Below are 14,311 nucleotides of genomic sequence, written 5' to 3' on the forward strand. Positions count from 1 at the left end.
AGCCTGAAAATTAAATGAAAAAAATTCTAATTTTATCATTATTTGTTTTATCAATATCGATTCCATATGCTGCAGCTCATCCATTTACTCTGGAAACTATTCCAAGTTCATCAGTAAATGCACAAATAGGAATTACAGAGGTAATTGTTTATTTTTCAGAACCAATTGATAATAATTTTAGTTCACTAAAGGTATTTGACAGTAATGGAGATCAAATTGACAATAAAGATACCAAGTATTATGAAGGGGATTATTCCCTAATTGTAACTACACCACCATTAGAAGAAGGAGCCTACACAGTATCTAGCAAAGTTTTATCAAAAGTTGATGGTCATTTGGTTCCTAATGCATTTATTTTTGGAGTAGGAGAGGCCAAAATCGATGTAGGATCATTAACTAAACAAGATATTTCAGACATAGTATTTTTGCCTGAAGCTGGAGCAAGATTTCCAGGACTTGTTGGTCAAACTATTGTTTTAGGAGCTATAATTGCATCTATAATCATTTGGGGAACACAAAACAAACAACTTGTTAGAAAAGAATTTGACAAACTTGAAAACTTTCATCATGGAAAATTCATGACACTCACAGGTGCTGGGCTAGTACTAGTATTTGCATCAAATATTTTGGTATTAGCTGTACAAACTATAAGATTAGAAACTTCAGTAATTGAAGTAATTAAAACTGATTTTGGAAATATTTGGACAATTAGAATGATAATTACAGTTATTCTGTTAGGTTTATGGTTTGGAATGGATAGAAAAAAGATATTATCTATAAAAAACAAAATTCCAATGCTAATAATCACATTAGGATTAATTGGTACATCAAGTTTAATTGGACATGGTGCAGCTAGTGGTGAAACTCCTGCATTAATTCTAGATTATATTCATAATTTTGTAGCAGCAGTTTGGATCGGTGGCATAATTTATTTTGTGTTTGCTTTACTACCAACATTTTCACAGTTAGAAGAAACAAAGAGAGAAAAGATGTCACTTGTTTTAATTCCAAGATTTTCAATGATGTTTATAGTTGCAGTTGGAATTGTTATTATCTCTGGACCTACACTAATGTGGTTTTTGGAAAGTGATGTAAGCTTGATTACAGAGTCAATTTATGGAAAATTAATTTTTGTAAAAATTGCAATCGCTGCAGCTATGATTGGTTTTGGTGGATATTTTCAGTTTAAAATTCAAAAAAATGCTGAGAGGGATTTACAAAAAGGAACTATTGCCATATACAAAAGACTAAGAAAATCATTGAAATTTGATGTCGTATTAGGAATAACACTCTTGGGAGTGGTTGCATTACTAATTAATGGAACATTACCAGCTGGAGAAATTAATCAGGTAGATGCTCAAAAAGTGTCACACGGATTTAGCAGCTTGGAATTTTCAGAAAACACAAAATTTGATGTTAAGATATCATCATTTTCAAGTGGAACAAACACGATTTTAGTTAAGGTTAGTGATTTTGAAAATAAACCGTTGTATGATTCAGATCAAATTAAAGTAAAGATCTCATATCCTGAAAGAAGTATTTCACCAATAGAAATTCCAATGAAAATTATTAATCAAGAAGAAGATAAACCGCTTGAATTTCAAGGTGATATCACTTTTGGGTTTTCAGGCAAATGGAAATTAGAAGTAGAAGCTCAAAGAAAACATAATGCAAATGAATCAGTAATTATAGATTTAGTAGTTAAACCAAGATTGGCAGATCTATCAACCAAAATTATTGGATACCCGTTGCCTGAACCTTCAAAACCACTTTATCCATTGTATGATGGAAATGATTCAATTTGGATAAGCGATCCATCTTCTCCTAGATTATGGGAATTCTCAATTGAATCACAGAATTTTACTTCATATTCATTTGATGGATTGACAACAATGTGGCTTACTAAAGATAGTGAGGGAAAAATTTGGTTTACAGATACGCCAAGGAATCAAATAGGATATTTTGATCCAAGCAATAAACAAATCACCACAAAAACATTACCAAAAATAGATCCTGTTATTGATAGTAACACTGCAACTTTCATACAAGCAGATTTTGATGGAAATATTTGGATATCAATTACTAACAAAGATATTATTTTAAAATATTATCCAAAAACAGATACATTTGAAGAAATCAAAATGCCTGTAAGAGAATCATTACCATTTGCATTAACAATTGACAGTGAAGGGAAAATTTGGTTTACAGAATCATACTCAGGTAAAATTGGATTTATCGATCCTAAAGATAACAAAATATCAGAATTTATGCCTGAAAAACCTCTTGCATCCCCAGAAGCAATAATTTTTGATGAAGAAGGGAATTTATGGATTGCAGAACATACTGGTACTGCAATTACCAAATTCAATCCAATTCTAGAAACATTTGAGAGAGTTTCAGTAATAGACAAAGAGGCGTTACCATATGGAATGTCATTTGATAGATATGGAAATATTTGGATCCCACAGCATACAATAGATAAGATTGCAGTATATGATCCATATAACAAAGATTTGATTGAGGTTACAATTCCTACTGTTACATCATTTGTACAATTTTCAACATCAGACAGTAAAGGCAATGTGTGGTTTGTTGAACAACAAGGAAACAAGTTATCAATGGTAAAGACCACAGAAATTCCAGTCACAATATCTGAATTAGATGATAAGAGTAATTTTTCACTTAAATATTCTGAGATAGTATCACCATTAATTGCAATGGGAATTATTGCAACATCGTTATTCTTTGTTAAAAATCTAAGAGATAAAAGAAGATTAAATGAATTAATTATGTCTGGATAATAATCCAGCAGATTTTATTCCAAGAGTGCATGCCAATATTCCAATTGCAAATAAAACAATTGTTCCAGCTGGAGTAATATCAAAAACATATGATATCAAAATGCCTGAAACTACAGAAAATATAGAAAAACACATTGAAAGTAGTGCAGTTTGTTTGAATCCTCTTCCATACATTATTGCCGTTACATTTGGAATTACAAATAATGCAGAAATAAGTAAGACACCAACTAGCTGTATCGAAGTTACAACTGTAATTCCTGCCATAAAGACAATAAGATAATTTATTTTTTCAACTGGAATTCCACTTACTTTGGCCTGCTCTTCGTTAAATGTAGAGTAAAGAAGCTGACGATAAAGTAAAAGAATCACAATTAGAATAATTCCTGTTAAAGATAAAATCAGAATTGTATCATTGACACTAACAAGCAAAATGCTTCCAAAAAGAAAGCTGAAAATATCAATAGTAAAACCCCCAGATAATCCAATAATTACGAGCCCAACTGCTATTCCTGATGACAAAAGAACAGCTATTGAAGCATCTCCAGATATGTTGAATCTATCTTTAATTCGTGTAATTATTAGAGCACTAACTATTGAAACGCCATATGCAGTCCAAAGTGGATATATTCCTGCCATCAAACCTAGTGCAATTCCACCAAATGATGAATGAGCAATCGCATCTCCAAATAAGGAATAACGACGTAAGACTAGAAAGAGTCCTACAACAGAACATAAAATCGCAATTGCAATACCTGAAATTATTGCTCTATGCATAAAACTAAATGTAAAAATTTCAAAAGTCATTTCTAATGATGATGCATGTGTTCCTGCATAGAAGCTTCAGAATATTGTTTTACAAGATCATCATTATTAAAAAATTCGTCAGATTCTCCGTGAAAGAAAAGAGTCCTATTAAGACAAGCTACATGATTTGCTAATTGATTTACTGCATCCAAATCATGTGAAGACCAAATGATTGTAATGTTTTGTTTGGAATTTAGTTCTTTTAAAATACTATAAAAAAGATCTATGCTTTGTTGATCAATTCCTGTAACAGGTTCATCTAAAATCAAAACTTTTGGATTGTTAACCAAAGCTTTTGCAATAAAGACACGCTGTTGTTGACCACCTGATAGCTCACCTATTCTTCTTTCACTTAGCTCATGTATCCAAAGCTGTTGCAATATTTCATCAATTTTATTTTCATCTGACTCTTTGTGTAATCCCATTTTAACAACATCATTTACGGTTGCAGGAAAATTTTTCTCAAAAATAGGTTTTTGTGGTACATAACCAATCTCTTTGAGATAGTTTTTTGATTTTCTAATGTCAGTACCAAAAAATTTGATTATTCCTTTGTATTTTGTATTAAGACTAAGCATTGAAGCAAAAAGAGTAGATTTACCTGCGCCATTAGGACCAATTATGCCTAAAAAATCACCTTGATTGACTGTAAAACTGATATCATCTATAGCCTTGACGTCAGGATATTCTATCGTAAGATGTTCAATCTCAACTATTTTCAACATAATGCCTCCTTGAGATTATTGAGATTCTCAGTCATTCTAGAAATATAAGTTCCATCATCACCAATTTCTAGTGGAGATAAAACAAGTACTCTTCCTCCGATTTCGTTTGCAATTACTTGAGAAGTTTTTGGATCAGCAGTTTCTTCAGTGAATATTACATTAAGATTAAGATCTTTGGCTTTATTGATCACATTTTCTAAAGTCTTGGCAGTAGGCTCAGCATGTGGTGTATTTGATGGAAGTATTGTATGTTGAGTAAGACCATATTCATTTGAAAAATATGAAAATGCATTATGAAATGCTATAAAATCCTGATTACAATTTGATAATTCATTTCGAATTTTTAAATCAAGTAAATCCAATTCAGCAATATAGTTTGCAGCATTATCTTTGTAATATTTTTCATTTTCAGGATCAGATTTAGAAAAGGCAGTTGCAATATTTTGTACTTGGATTTTTGCATAAACAGGATTTAACCAGATATGGGGATCATCTGATGTAACAACATTTTCATTTATTGAAGATTCTTCAATATTTTTTTCAATAATTCCATTACTTGTATCAACTACTACTCCCTGATAATTGATTTCAGTCAATTTATCAGTCCAGCTTTCAAATCCAATTCCATTAATGATAATAAGATCAGATTTTTGCATCTGTTGTACGTCCTTTATTGTTGGTTCCCAATCATGTGGTTCGATTCCAACTGGAACTAGTAATTTGACATCAACCTTGTCCTGACCAACTTTTTGAGAAAACTCATGTAATGGGTAAAATGATGACATTACCTGTAATTTTGATTCATTTGTTTTTTTAGATTGGTTTGGATCACTTGAAAAAACACCAAATGAGATCAAAGGAATTGTAATAATGATTGCAATAATTGCAAGTTTTACTTGGTTATTCACAACCAAATCTAAGATATGTTATTAATAACTCTATAAAATATTAATAACTTTAATTGTTAAACTTATAAGATAATTAATAACAATTAACATATGCCAATAGTTTCAATCTCATTAAACCCTGAGATTTTATCAGAATTAGATAAATTGCAAAAGAGTATGGGATTTTCAGGAAGGTCTGAAGCAATTAGAGCTGGAATCAGGACATTTGTTTCAGAAGAAAAACAAAGATCTGAATTAGAAGGAAATATTCATGCAATTCTTTTAGTTGTTCATAATGATGAGTTTGATCATGTGGTGTCTGGAATAAAACATAATTTTGAAGATCTTATCACAACACATCTTCATAGTAAGATTGAAGGAGAAAAATGTATGGAGTTATTTGTAATTGATGGTGATGCAAAAAGAGTTTCAACTATTACAAAAGATTTTCAAGTAAACAAAAACATGGATACTGTAAAATTAGTAACTTTATAAAATTAATTAGAAATCAAGTTTTTAGGAAAGTAATTTCTAGATATTAAAACAACCGTCAATAACATAGAAAATAAGATAATAGTTGCAATTGTTCCAAATTCAGGAGCGACAACAATTCCAAAAGCTGTCTCTTGACCAGAGTTTCTAATATTTTCAAATTTAATTATGGTAGGACCTGTTTGGTCTTCTGAAAATGTATACTGCTCAAATTCTCCTCCAATCTGTGCAACTCCAGTGGATTTATAGATTTCAAGACCGTTCTGTAAGATTACAAAAGTATAAGCAGAGTTGCGTATTGGTTCTCCAGTTTTACCATCCCTAATTGTAAAGATGAAATTAGTATTTTGTCCAGGCATTATTTCTATTGGATCCCATGAAAGATTTACTTGAAAGTCTTCACTTTTTGTAAATGCAGTTAATGGAAATCCAGGATTTTCCGATTTACTAAGTGTAAAAACAATTGAATTAGGTAAAGGTTCTCCAGATTTTTCTAATTGGTTCTTTATGAATCTAAGATGATCCTGCAACAATACAAAATGAACTATTCTCTCATCTTCTACTGAATAATCATCAACTGTAACAGATGCTTTAAACAACTCTATTCCGTTAGCTGTACCAGTATAACTTGGAGAGAAAAATTCTGAAAAACTCTTAGGAAAATGTACTTCTTCATGAACTACTGGAATATGAGACATTTTTTTTTCACTCCAATCAAAAGGCATCTCAAATGTTATTTGCTGGGCAATAGGATCATATTGAAAATTGGAGATATTATCAAAATATGATTTTATTTTAAACTCTATATCCTGATTTTCAGCATCTTTTTGTAGAAAATTAGTTGTATCCACTATAGTCAAATCTGCATTGTAAACACCAGAATTTTCAATAATATTTGTAGGCTCATCTATTGTTCTTACTTCTATTTCAAAATTGTATAATCCACCTGAATCAAATATTGGACCAGAGATCACTATTGGATTTTCTTTTGTTCCATGCCATGCACCTAATAGAGAATCTTGTTCTCCATGAATCATAATTTCATCATCTTGTGTAGGATTAATTTTGATTGTAAGAACTCCATCGGGTGTAAAAAAATAATTTCTAAATATCATTTTGTTTTCATGAAATAAGCCAATTAGAAGAGTAACATTTTTTGCCTGTTCCTTTGCTTCGGTTTCAGTTACAGTGACAGTAATTTGTTTTTCACCAGTTGGTTCAAAGAACATTGGAGTTTCAACTGAGATTGAAATTTTCTTACCCTCTACATCAACAGATGAAATGGTATCTATTCCAAATCCATGTCCATAAACACTAGAAATAGGAATTAGTAAAGAGATTGTTAATGCAAAAATTCCAAATTTCGATAATGACAGAATTATTTTGTTCATGTTGGGTTATTTTACTGTGAGTAATTCTTTAACTCTCTGAATTAAATCATCCATATTATTTGCTTCTAATATTGGTTGTAATTCATGTGGATCTTTAGCACCAATAGCTGATAACGAGTAAACATAATCAATTGTAGGCATTTCTGTTGTAAGATAATATTTTTCTAAAACATGATCAAGTGAATGAGGTTCGACAATTTGTGGTAATGCTTGGTGAATAATTTTATTTTTCCACATTGCTACTAGTTTTTCCCATGTGTCTAAAGATATGTTATCATCAATTTCTGGAATTAATTCAACTTCAGCACGAATGTACATTTTTTGTTCTGTTCCTAATTTTTCATGTATTTCTGAAATATTTCTATGACCTTCTACAGAATATGGATCATAGTCAGGAGGCTGTGGAAAAGAGGGTGGAATTATTTTATTAATTTTAAATTTATTACGCCCAATGGTCTCGATGTGTAATTGCATCCCATCTAATTCAACATCTTCACATTTAGTTATCTTTGCAATAGTACCAACTGATTTTGGTGCAGTCCAACCACTAATTGAGTTATTTGCATCAATAAGACATACACCAAATTGACCATCACCTATCATACAATCATCAACTAACTGCTTATATCTAGGCTCAAAAATTCTTAGAGGTAATTCCTGTCTAGGAAACAATACTAAATCTAAAGGAAAGATAGGTAGAATTTTTGTTTCTGTCAAACTGTTGTTATTTAGTATGACTCCAGATATATGGAATGCGCAATCAATTTTAATTATAAAATAGATTTTAAAATTTAAAAGCCGTTTTCGTTGAGAATTAATCCAAGTAATGCAGCTCTTGTATGTTTTCCATATTCAGCCTGTTCAAAATATTTTGCGTTTTTTGTATTATCAACATCAGTTGATATTTCATCTAGTCTAGGTAACGGATGCAAAATAATAGAATCATCTTTCATTTTTTGCAATAAATCTAATCCTACAACATAGCTTCCCTTTACTTTGAGATATTCTTCCTCATCTGGAAATCTCTCTTTTTGAATTCGTGTTACATATAGAACATCAAGATCATCTATGTAATCTTCAATTTTAGTAGATTCAGTAAAAGACAATTTCTTTTTTATTTCATAGATTGAATCTGATCTAATTCGTAATGATTCAGGAGAAATTAAATGGACATCAACATCATAATTTCCAAGTCCATGTAAGAGAGAATAAACTGTTCTTCCATATTTTAGATCACCGATAATTCCTATTTTTAGACCGTCAATTTTTTTCTTCTCTTTTCTTATTGTAAACAGATCTTGTATTGCTTGTGTAGGATGTTCTTCAGTTCCACTACCTGCATTGATAACAGGTTTTGAAGAAACTTCAGCTGCAAACCTACTAGAGCCGTCAAGAGGATGTCTAAGTACAAGTACATCAGAATAATTTGACATTATTTTCACAGTATCTGCAAGGCTCTCACCTTTTTTGGTAGATGATGATGAGATATCAGAAATTCCCAAAGAATTACCGCCAACTGAGGCCATAGCAGCATCAAAACTAAGACGAGTTCTAGTACTGGGCTCATAAAAGAGGTAGCCTAAGCCATTTCCTTTACAAATTTCCCTTCTTTCTATCGGGCTAAGTTTTATAATTTTATCAGTGGATGCAAAGATTTGTTCGAGTTGAACCTTGTTAAAGTCCTTGATTGAAATTATGTCTTTTTGGTAGAACTCGTTCATTCTTTCAATGATATATACAGGTGACTATACAAAGTATTCTGATGCAAGAGTCCGAACTTATGGTTCGACGAATTAAGGAGGGTACAGTGTTGGACCATATTGATGAGGGTAAAGGCCTTCAGGTACTTAGTGCTTTAAGAATAGATGGTAAAGATGGAAGTCTCATTACTATTGCTCTAAACGTACCCAGTGGAAAATTTAAGAAAAAAGACATAATCAAAGTAGAAAATAAATTTCTAAAAGACGATGATACAAACAAGTTGGCAGTGATTGCACCTAAAGCAACAATAAACATCATCAAAGACTACAAATTAATTGAAAAGAGAAGAGTAGCACTTCCAAATGAAATTAATAGAATTTTTCGTTGTTCAAATCCAGATTGCATCAGTAATAGTACTGAGCATATTGAATCAGTGATGGATGTAATTGACAAAGAAGGAAGAGTACTCAAATGCAGATATTGTTCAAGAGTATTAGATGTTAACAAACTGAAATATAATTAAATTAAAAATTTGAAAAAGATGGTACTACTGGGTTTATTGTCCCAGGATGATGAACATCATTACTATACCGTAGATTGCGATTGATTCAACCATACCTACGAAAATGAATACTTTTGACTGCAATGCTGGGTTTTCACTAATTACTGCAAGACCTGCTGCGCCAACTTGACCCAAACCGATACCTGCTCCAGCTGCTGCTAAGCCAAAGGCCAAACCTGCACCTAGAAGTTTCATCGAGTCTGCACTACCTGCTGCGGATTCTTCCTGTGCATAAGCAATTCCAGTCAATCCAGTTGCAGATATTGCAATTGTTGCCAAAAGTAGCAATACGATAGATTTCATTTATGTACCGACTCTTCTAGTTCCATATTTAAATCATGATGATGTTTAAAGCTAAATTTGATCGAGTGTTTTCTTTTTGAATGATGTTAAATCATTTTTGATTGATTTAACAAAATTATCATGATCTTGTTCTAAAACCTTTTTTGAATTTTCAACTAATTTTTTAATTTCTTCTTTTGTCATTATTTCCTACTCACCATCTTTGCTTTCACTTTTTTTAACTTTGCGAATTCTTCTCTTTCTCTCTCTTCAAGAGTAGCAAGAATAAATCGTATTTTTTGTTGATATTGAGGGATAATGACATTTTCTAAGGCATTTAGTAGTTTTTGAGTTTTTTCAAGGGCCTTTGCAAGACTAAAAATAGAATTTTCATATTCTGCCGCTTTGCAGATTTTTGGAAGTAGTTCTTTGATCTGTTTTGCTGCTCGATCTATAGATGAATTCGTATCAGCAAATCCGTAAGGCATTGATTTTGTATCCTTCTCCGTTACTGTAAGGGCAGGAATTTTTACATCAACAACTCTACGTACATGAACATCAACTTGCATTACAGGTGGTGTGGATTCAGCAACAGAATCTACCGTATTGGTTCCTAATGCAAGATACGCTTCATTTACTGATTTGTAAATATCTTGTAATGGATCCCAAATTCCACCTCTTGCTTTTGAGGCTTCTTCAATCATTTCTTCAATATTTTTTAAAAGAACTTTACGTTTATCATCTAAGATCTTCTGAACCATTGTAGCAACTTGACTAGATTTTTTATATTTTAGAAGTTCGATTTTTGTTGCAGCTACATTTTGTCCAAATGACATGCTGTTAGTTTTCCTGATAGTATTGATCTATGTATTTGTCTTTGATTTTAGTAATTTCGTTCTTTGGAAGTTTTGAAACAATTTTCCATAGTAAAGTTAGAGTTTCTTCTATTGTTCTATTTTCATCAGTTGCTTGTGAAAGAAATTCTTTTTCAAAGACATCGCCTACATCCATGTATTTCAAATCGATTTCTGTTAATCCTGCTTTACCTACAATTCCAGCCAGTGCTCTTACTTCTTGTGCTCTAGAATATGCATCATAAACTTGATTGGAAACTTCACCATGATCTGCTCTTGTACTTCCTTCACCTATTCCATCTTTCATCAATCTACTAAGACTCATCAAAATATTGATTGGAGGATAGACACCTTGTCTGAATAAATCTCTTCCAAGTACAACTTGGCCTTCTGTGATATATCCAGTAAGATCAGGGATTGGATGTGTAATGTCATCTGAAGGCATTGATAAAATTGGAACTTGGGTTACACTGCCTTTTCTACCATTTAATTTTCCTGCTCTTTCATAAATTGTTGAAAGATCAGTATAGAGATAACCTGGATAACCTTTTCTGCCTGGAACTTCCTCTCTTGCTGCACTAATTTCTCTTAATGCTTCTGCATAATTTGTCATATCAGTCAAGATTACAAGAACATGCATTCCAAGATCAAATGCAAGATATTCTGCTACAGTTAATGCTACTCTTGGAGTGATAATTCTTTCAATAGCTGGATCATCTGCTGTGTTTAAAAATAGAACACTTCTTTTTAGTGCCCCAGACTCTTCAAGACTTCTTCTAAAATATTCTGCCTCACTGTATTGCACACCAATTGCTGCAAATACTACTGCAAAGTCATCTTTTGTACCAACAACACTTGCTTGTCTTGCAATTTGTGCTGCAAGAATGTTATGAGACATACCGGAGCCAGAAAATATTGGTAATTTTTGTCCTCTTACAAGAGTAATCATTCCATCAATTACAGAAACACCAGTTTGAATGAAGTCTTTTGGATATTCACGTTGTTCTGGATTCATTGGTTCTCCGTTGATATCAATAAATTTATCAGCAATTGGATCTGGGAGTCCATCTTTTGGTCTACCTAGTCCATCAAATACTCTGCCAAGTACCTCTTTTGATACTGGCATTTCCATTAGTTTACCAACAAATTTTGCACTGGTACCAGAAATAGATAATCCAGTAGTTCCCTCAAATACCTGAACTATTGCTTTACCATTTCCAACTTCAAGAACTTTACCTAATCTTCTTTCACCTTCTTTAGTTTCAATTTCTACAAGTTCATCAAATGCTGCATTTTCAACATCATCAACAACGACCAATGGACCTTTGATTTCAGCAATCTTGCTGTATTGAACTCCACCTTTAGCTGTCAATTCGAAACTTTCACTCCTGTAATAGATTTGAATTGTTCTTTCATATCAATATCTAATTGATCAAGTTTAGGAATTTCATCGTCTTTGATATCCATTCTTGCTTTAAGCAATGTAGGAATTATTGTCATTGCACGAATGTCAGCTAATGATGCACCTTCTTTAAGTGCTTGTTGACCTCGTTTGTAAAATTCTACTGATAATTTTAATAATTTGTACTGCTTTTGAGGACTGCAATAGGTATCAACATCATCAAATGAATTTTGTTGTAATAGACCAATCTTTAACATTCTTGCAACTTCAAGAATTAGCTTTTCTTCATCAGGTAATGCTTCAGGACCTAAGAGTCTAACGATTTCTTTTAGTGTATCCTCTCTTTGTAATACACCATAAGCTTCACTTCTTAATGATAACCAATCACTATTGATATTCTCACCCCACCATTTTGCAATATCTCCAAGATAACCAGAATAGCTGTTCATCCAGTTAATTGATGGATAGTGTCTAGAGTAAGCAAGTTTTGCATCTAAAGCCCAAAATGTTTTGATAAATCTCATGGTATGTGTTGTTACAGGTTCAGTGAAATCTCCACCTGATGGTGAAACTGCTCCAACTAATGTAACAGATCCGTCACGATCAGGACTACCGACTGCTTTAACACGTCCTGCTCTTTCATAAAATTCTGCTAATCTTGATGCAAGATATGATGGATATCCTTCTTCTGCAGGCATCTCTTCTAATCTTCCACTCATTTCTCTTAGTGATTCTGCCCATCTACTAGTAGAATCAGCTACAAGTACGACGTCATAACCCATATCTCTGTAATATTCTGCAATTGTTACACCAGTGTAGATACTTGCTTCTCTTGCAGCTACTGGCATGTTACTTGTGTTTGCAACCAAAACTGTTCTATCCATAAGTGGTTTACCACTACGTGGATCTTTAAGATGTGGAAATTCAACTAGTACTTCAGTCATTTCGTTTCCTCTTTCACCGCATCCGATGTAAACTACAACTTGTGAATCAGCCCATTTTGCAATCTGATGTAATGTAACAGTTTTTCCTGTTCCAAATGCACCTGGGATAGAACCAGTTCCTCCTTTAGCAATTGGGAAGAATGTATCAATTACACGTTGTCCGGTAAGAAGTGGAACTGTTGGATCGTATCGGGTATGGTATGGACGTGGTTTTCTAACAGGCCATCTGTGATACATTTTAAGTTGAATTTTTTGTCCGTCTTTTTCAGTTGTAGCTAATACAGTTTCTAAATTATAATCTCCTTCACTTACCATATTTGAGATCTTTCCGCCAGGATGATCTGGTGGAACCATAATAGAATGAAGAATAAGATCAGTTTCTTGAACAGTTCCAAGAACATTTCCTGCAGTAACTTCATCACCGTTACTAACAGATGGAACAAAGTGGAATTTCTTTACCATATCAACTGGTGTTGTAGTAATACCTCTACCAATGAATGAACCAGAAGCTTTTGATAATTCTTTTAATGGTCTTTGAATTCCATCGTAAATTTGTCCAATAATACCTGGACCTAATAAAACGCTAAGTGGGTTTCCTGTACCAACTACAGGTTCGCCTGGTTTTAGTCCACTTGTTGACTCGTAAACTTGAATAAATGCAACATCGCCAGTCAGACGAATAACTTCGCCAACTAATTTTGAGTTACCAACAACTACAGTTTCATACATTTTAGCATCAGACATTCCATCGGCCTTTACTGCAGGACCGCTGACCCAAACAATTCTACCTTGAGCTGCCATACTAATTACCTACTCCGAATTTTGTGGCAATTTCTTTCCTTATTAAAGGCTTCATACGCTGTATTCTTGCATCAATAGTATTATCAAATTTCATTCCGCCATCTTTTGATTTTACCGTAATACCTCCCATACAGGTAATTGGTTCTGGAGATAGTTCTGCGCCAGAATATTTGGATAATAAAGATTGGACTATGTTTTTGTCTTTAGAATTTGTTGAAATTACAACTTTGGTTGTACCTAAAATTGCAGTTGCTTCATCCAATAAAGTTGTCATTAATTTAGAATAATCATCATTACGATTTGTATTTGAAATTTGTTCAATTGCTTTTGTAAATACATCATCTACTGCTTTTTCCAATGCCAAAAGTCTGTTATTTCTGGCTTCAAGATCGGAGCTTCCAATAAGCTGTTTTTCTATTTTATCTGCCTCTTTTTTGCCATCTGAGACGATTTTATCATATTCTCGCTCCAGTTTAGGAATAGAATCATCAAGGGTTTGATTAGATTCAGTTAGGGCAGATCGGATGTTTGACAAAACATCTTTCTCGGTTTTTGTAAGTATTTTGTCGATTGTTTGTTCTAATGCAGAATTAGATCCCAATGTGACGCGTTAATTCATAATAGATTTTAATGTTTGGGAAAAAAGGCAATTTTGGAAAGATATT

Annotated in this window: 15 protein-coding genes; 3 read left to right on the forward strand and 12 right to left on the reverse strand. The window is 32.7% G+C overall.

Annotation, left to right across the window (positions count from 1 at the left end; translation table 11 throughout):
* Nucleotides 1–14 precede the first annotated feature (14 nt).
* Nucleotides 15–2,801, forward strand: coding sequence for a CopD family protein (locus tag DSQ20_RS09735; RefSeq protein ID WP_179365464.1), 2,787 nt, complete (start codon nucleotides 15–17; stop codon nucleotides 2,799–2,801).
* On the opposite strand, the gene DSQ20_RS09740 is transcribed toward DSQ20_RS09735, so the two are convergent.
* From DSQ20_RS09740 to DSQ20_RS09750, 3 genes are read right to left on the reverse strand one after another with little or no spacing between them, the layout of a single operon-like run.
* Entirely contained in the window at nucleotides 2,784–3,575 is a 792-nt protein-coding gene (locus DSQ20_RS09740) for a metal ABC transporter permease (protein WP_179366384.1), read from the reverse strand. The genes DSQ20_RS09735 and DSQ20_RS09740 overlap by 18 nt on opposite strands.
* 32 nt (nucleotides 3,576–3,607) lie before the next feature.
* Nucleotides 3,608–4,330 carry a metal ABC transporter ATP-binding protein gene (locus DSQ20_RS09745; RefSeq protein WP_179365465.1) on the reverse strand — a complete coding sequence of 241 codons (723 nt, stop codon included), beginning with the start codon at nucleotides 4,328–4,330 and terminating at the stop codon, nucleotides 3,608–3,610.
* Nucleotides 4,324–5,238, reverse strand: coding sequence for a metal ABC transporter substrate-binding protein (locus DSQ20_RS09750; protein ID WP_179365466.1), 915 nt, complete (start codon nucleotides 5,236–5,238; stop codon nucleotides 4,324–4,326). The genes DSQ20_RS09745 and DSQ20_RS09750 overlap by 7 nt, the downstream gene beginning before the upstream one ends.
* Nucleotides 5,239–5,328: 90 nt before the next feature.
* Between DSQ20_RS09750 and DSQ20_RS09755 the strand changes: the two genes are divergently transcribed.
* Entirely contained in the window at nucleotides 5,329–5,712 is a 384-nt protein-coding gene (locus DSQ20_RS09755; RefSeq protein WP_179365467.1) for a CopG family ribbon-helix-helix protein, read from the forward strand.
* Nucleotides 5,713–5,714: 2 nt separating this feature from the next.
* Here DSQ20_RS09755 and DSQ20_RS09760 read toward each other — a convergent pair whose 3' ends face one another.
* From DSQ20_RS09760 to pyrB, 3 genes are all read right to left on the reverse strand, one after another.
* Nucleotides 5,715–7,100: a PEFG-CTERM sorting domain-containing protein gene (locus DSQ20_RS09760; RefSeq protein WP_179365468.1), complete on the reverse strand. Its 1,386-nt coding sequence runs from the start codon at nucleotides 7,098–7,100 to the stop codon at nucleotides 5,715–5,717.
* A 6-nt stretch (nucleotides 7,101–7,106) separates the two neighbouring features.
* Nucleotides 7,107–7,817 carry an LON peptidase substrate-binding domain-containing protein gene (locus tag DSQ20_RS09765; protein WP_179365469.1) on the reverse strand — a complete coding sequence of 237 codons (711 nt, stop codon included), beginning with the start codon at nucleotides 7,815–7,817 and terminating at the stop codon, nucleotides 7,107–7,109.
* Nucleotides 7,818–7,891: 74 nt separating this feature from the next.
* Nucleotides 7,892–8,821 (reverse strand): aspartate carbamoyltransferase, encoded by a 930-nt coding sequence (gene pyrB, locus DSQ20_RS09770; RefSeq protein ID WP_179365470.1) that lies wholly within the window; start codon nucleotides 8,819–8,821, stop codon nucleotides 7,892–7,894.
* A 41-nt stretch (nucleotides 8,822–8,862) separates the two neighbouring features.
* Between pyrB and pyrI the strand changes: the two genes are divergently transcribed.
* Complete coding sequence (gene pyrI / locus DSQ20_RS09775) at nucleotides 8,863–9,324, forward strand: aspartate carbamoyltransferase regulatory subunit (RefSeq protein ID WP_048110111.1); 462 nt, start codon at nucleotides 8,863–8,865, stop codon at nucleotides 9,322–9,324.
* A 33-nt stretch (nucleotides 9,325–9,357) separates the two neighbouring features.
* Here the strand turns inward: pyrI and DSQ20_RS09780 are convergent, their stop codons facing one another.
* From DSQ20_RS09780 to DSQ20_RS09800, 6 genes are read right to left on the reverse strand one after another with little or no spacing between them, the layout of a single operon-like run.
* On the reverse strand, nucleotides 9,358–9,666 hold the full coding sequence (locus tag DSQ20_RS09780; RefSeq protein WP_179365471.1) for an ATP synthase subunit C: 309 nt from the start codon (nucleotides 9,664–9,666) through the stop codon (nucleotides 9,358–9,360).
* A gap of 51 nt (nucleotides 9,667–9,717) precedes the next feature.
* Entirely contained in the window at nucleotides 9,718–9,849 is a 132-nt protein-coding gene (locus DSQ20_RS10945) for a hypothetical protein (RefSeq protein WP_255458253.1), read from the reverse strand.
* On the reverse strand, nucleotides 9,849–10,481 hold the full coding sequence (locus tag DSQ20_RS09785; RefSeq protein WP_179365472.1) for a V-type ATP synthase subunit D: 633 nt from the start codon (nucleotides 10,479–10,481) through the stop codon (nucleotides 9,849–9,851). The genes DSQ20_RS10945 and DSQ20_RS09785 overlap by 1 nt, the downstream gene beginning before the upstream one ends.
* Before the next feature lie 4 nt (nucleotides 10,482–10,485).
* Nucleotides 10,486–11,871, reverse strand: coding sequence for a V-type ATP synthase subunit B (locus DSQ20_RS09790; RefSeq protein ID WP_007551535.1), 1,386 nt, complete (start codon nucleotides 11,869–11,871; stop codon nucleotides 10,486–10,488).
* Nucleotides 11,868–13,646 (reverse strand): V-type ATP synthase subunit A, encoded by a 1,779-nt coding sequence (locus DSQ20_RS09795; protein WP_179365473.1) that lies wholly within the window; start codon nucleotides 13,644–13,646, stop codon nucleotides 11,868–11,870. Before DSQ20_RS09795 ends, DSQ20_RS09790 begins: the two co-directional genes overlap by 4 nt.
* 1 nt (nucleotide 13,647) lies before the next feature.
* On the reverse strand, nucleotides 13,648–14,247 hold the full coding sequence (locus DSQ20_RS09800; protein WP_179365474.1) for a V-type ATP synthase subunit E: 600 nt from the start codon (nucleotides 14,245–14,247) through the stop codon (nucleotides 13,648–13,650).
* Nucleotides 14,248–14,311 lie beyond the last annotated feature (64 nt).

Source organism: Nitrosarchaeum sp. AC2 (assembly GCF_013407385.1).
GTDB lineage: Archaea > Thermoproteota > Nitrososphaeria > Nitrososphaerales > Nitrosopumilaceae > Nitrosarchaeum > Nitrosarchaeum koreense.

Excerpts from the sequence above, each read along its gene's own strand:
- DSQ20_RS09735 (WP_179365464.1), top strand. The coding sequence starts at position 15 with ATGAAAAAAATTCTAATTTTATCATTATTTGTTTTATCAATATCGATT.
- DSQ20_RS09740 (WP_179366384.1), bottom strand. The coding sequence starts at position 3,575 with ATGCATAGAGCAATAATTTCAGGTATTGCAATTGCGATTTTATGTTCT.
- DSQ20_RS09745 (WP_179365465.1), bottom strand. The coding sequence starts at position 4,330 with ATGTTGAAAATAGTTGAGATTGAACATCTTACGATAGAATATCCTGAC.
- DSQ20_RS09755 (WP_179365467.1), top strand. The coding sequence starts at position 5,329 with ATGCCAATAGTTTCAATCTCATTAAACCCTGAGATTTTATCAGAATTA.
- DSQ20_RS09760 (WP_179365468.1), bottom strand. The coding sequence starts at position 7,100 with ATGAACAAAATAATTCTGTCATTATCGAAATTTGGAATTTTTGCATTA.
- pyrB (WP_179365470.1), bottom strand. The coding sequence starts at position 8,821 with ATGAACGAGTTCTACCAAAAAGACATAATTTCAATCAAGGACTTTAAC.
- pyrI (WP_048110111.1), top strand. The coding sequence starts at position 8,863 with ATGCAAGAGTCCGAACTTATGGTTCGACGAATTAAGGAGGGTACAGTG.
- DSQ20_RS09780 (WP_179365471.1), bottom strand. The coding sequence starts at position 9,666 with ATGAAATCTATCGTATTGCTACTTTTGGCAACAATTGCAATATCTGCA.
- DSQ20_RS10945 (WP_255458253.1), bottom strand. The coding sequence starts at position 9,849 with ATGACAAAAGAAGAAATTAAAAAATTAGTTGAAAATTCAAAAAAGGTT.
- DSQ20_RS09785 (WP_179365472.1), bottom strand. The coding sequence starts at position 10,481 with ATGTCATTTGGACAAAATGTAGCTGCAACAAAAATCGAACTTCTAAAA.
- DSQ20_RS09795 (WP_179365473.1), bottom strand. The coding sequence starts at position 13,646 with ATGGCAGCTCAAGGTAGAATTGTTTGGGTCAGCGGTCCTGCAGTAAAG.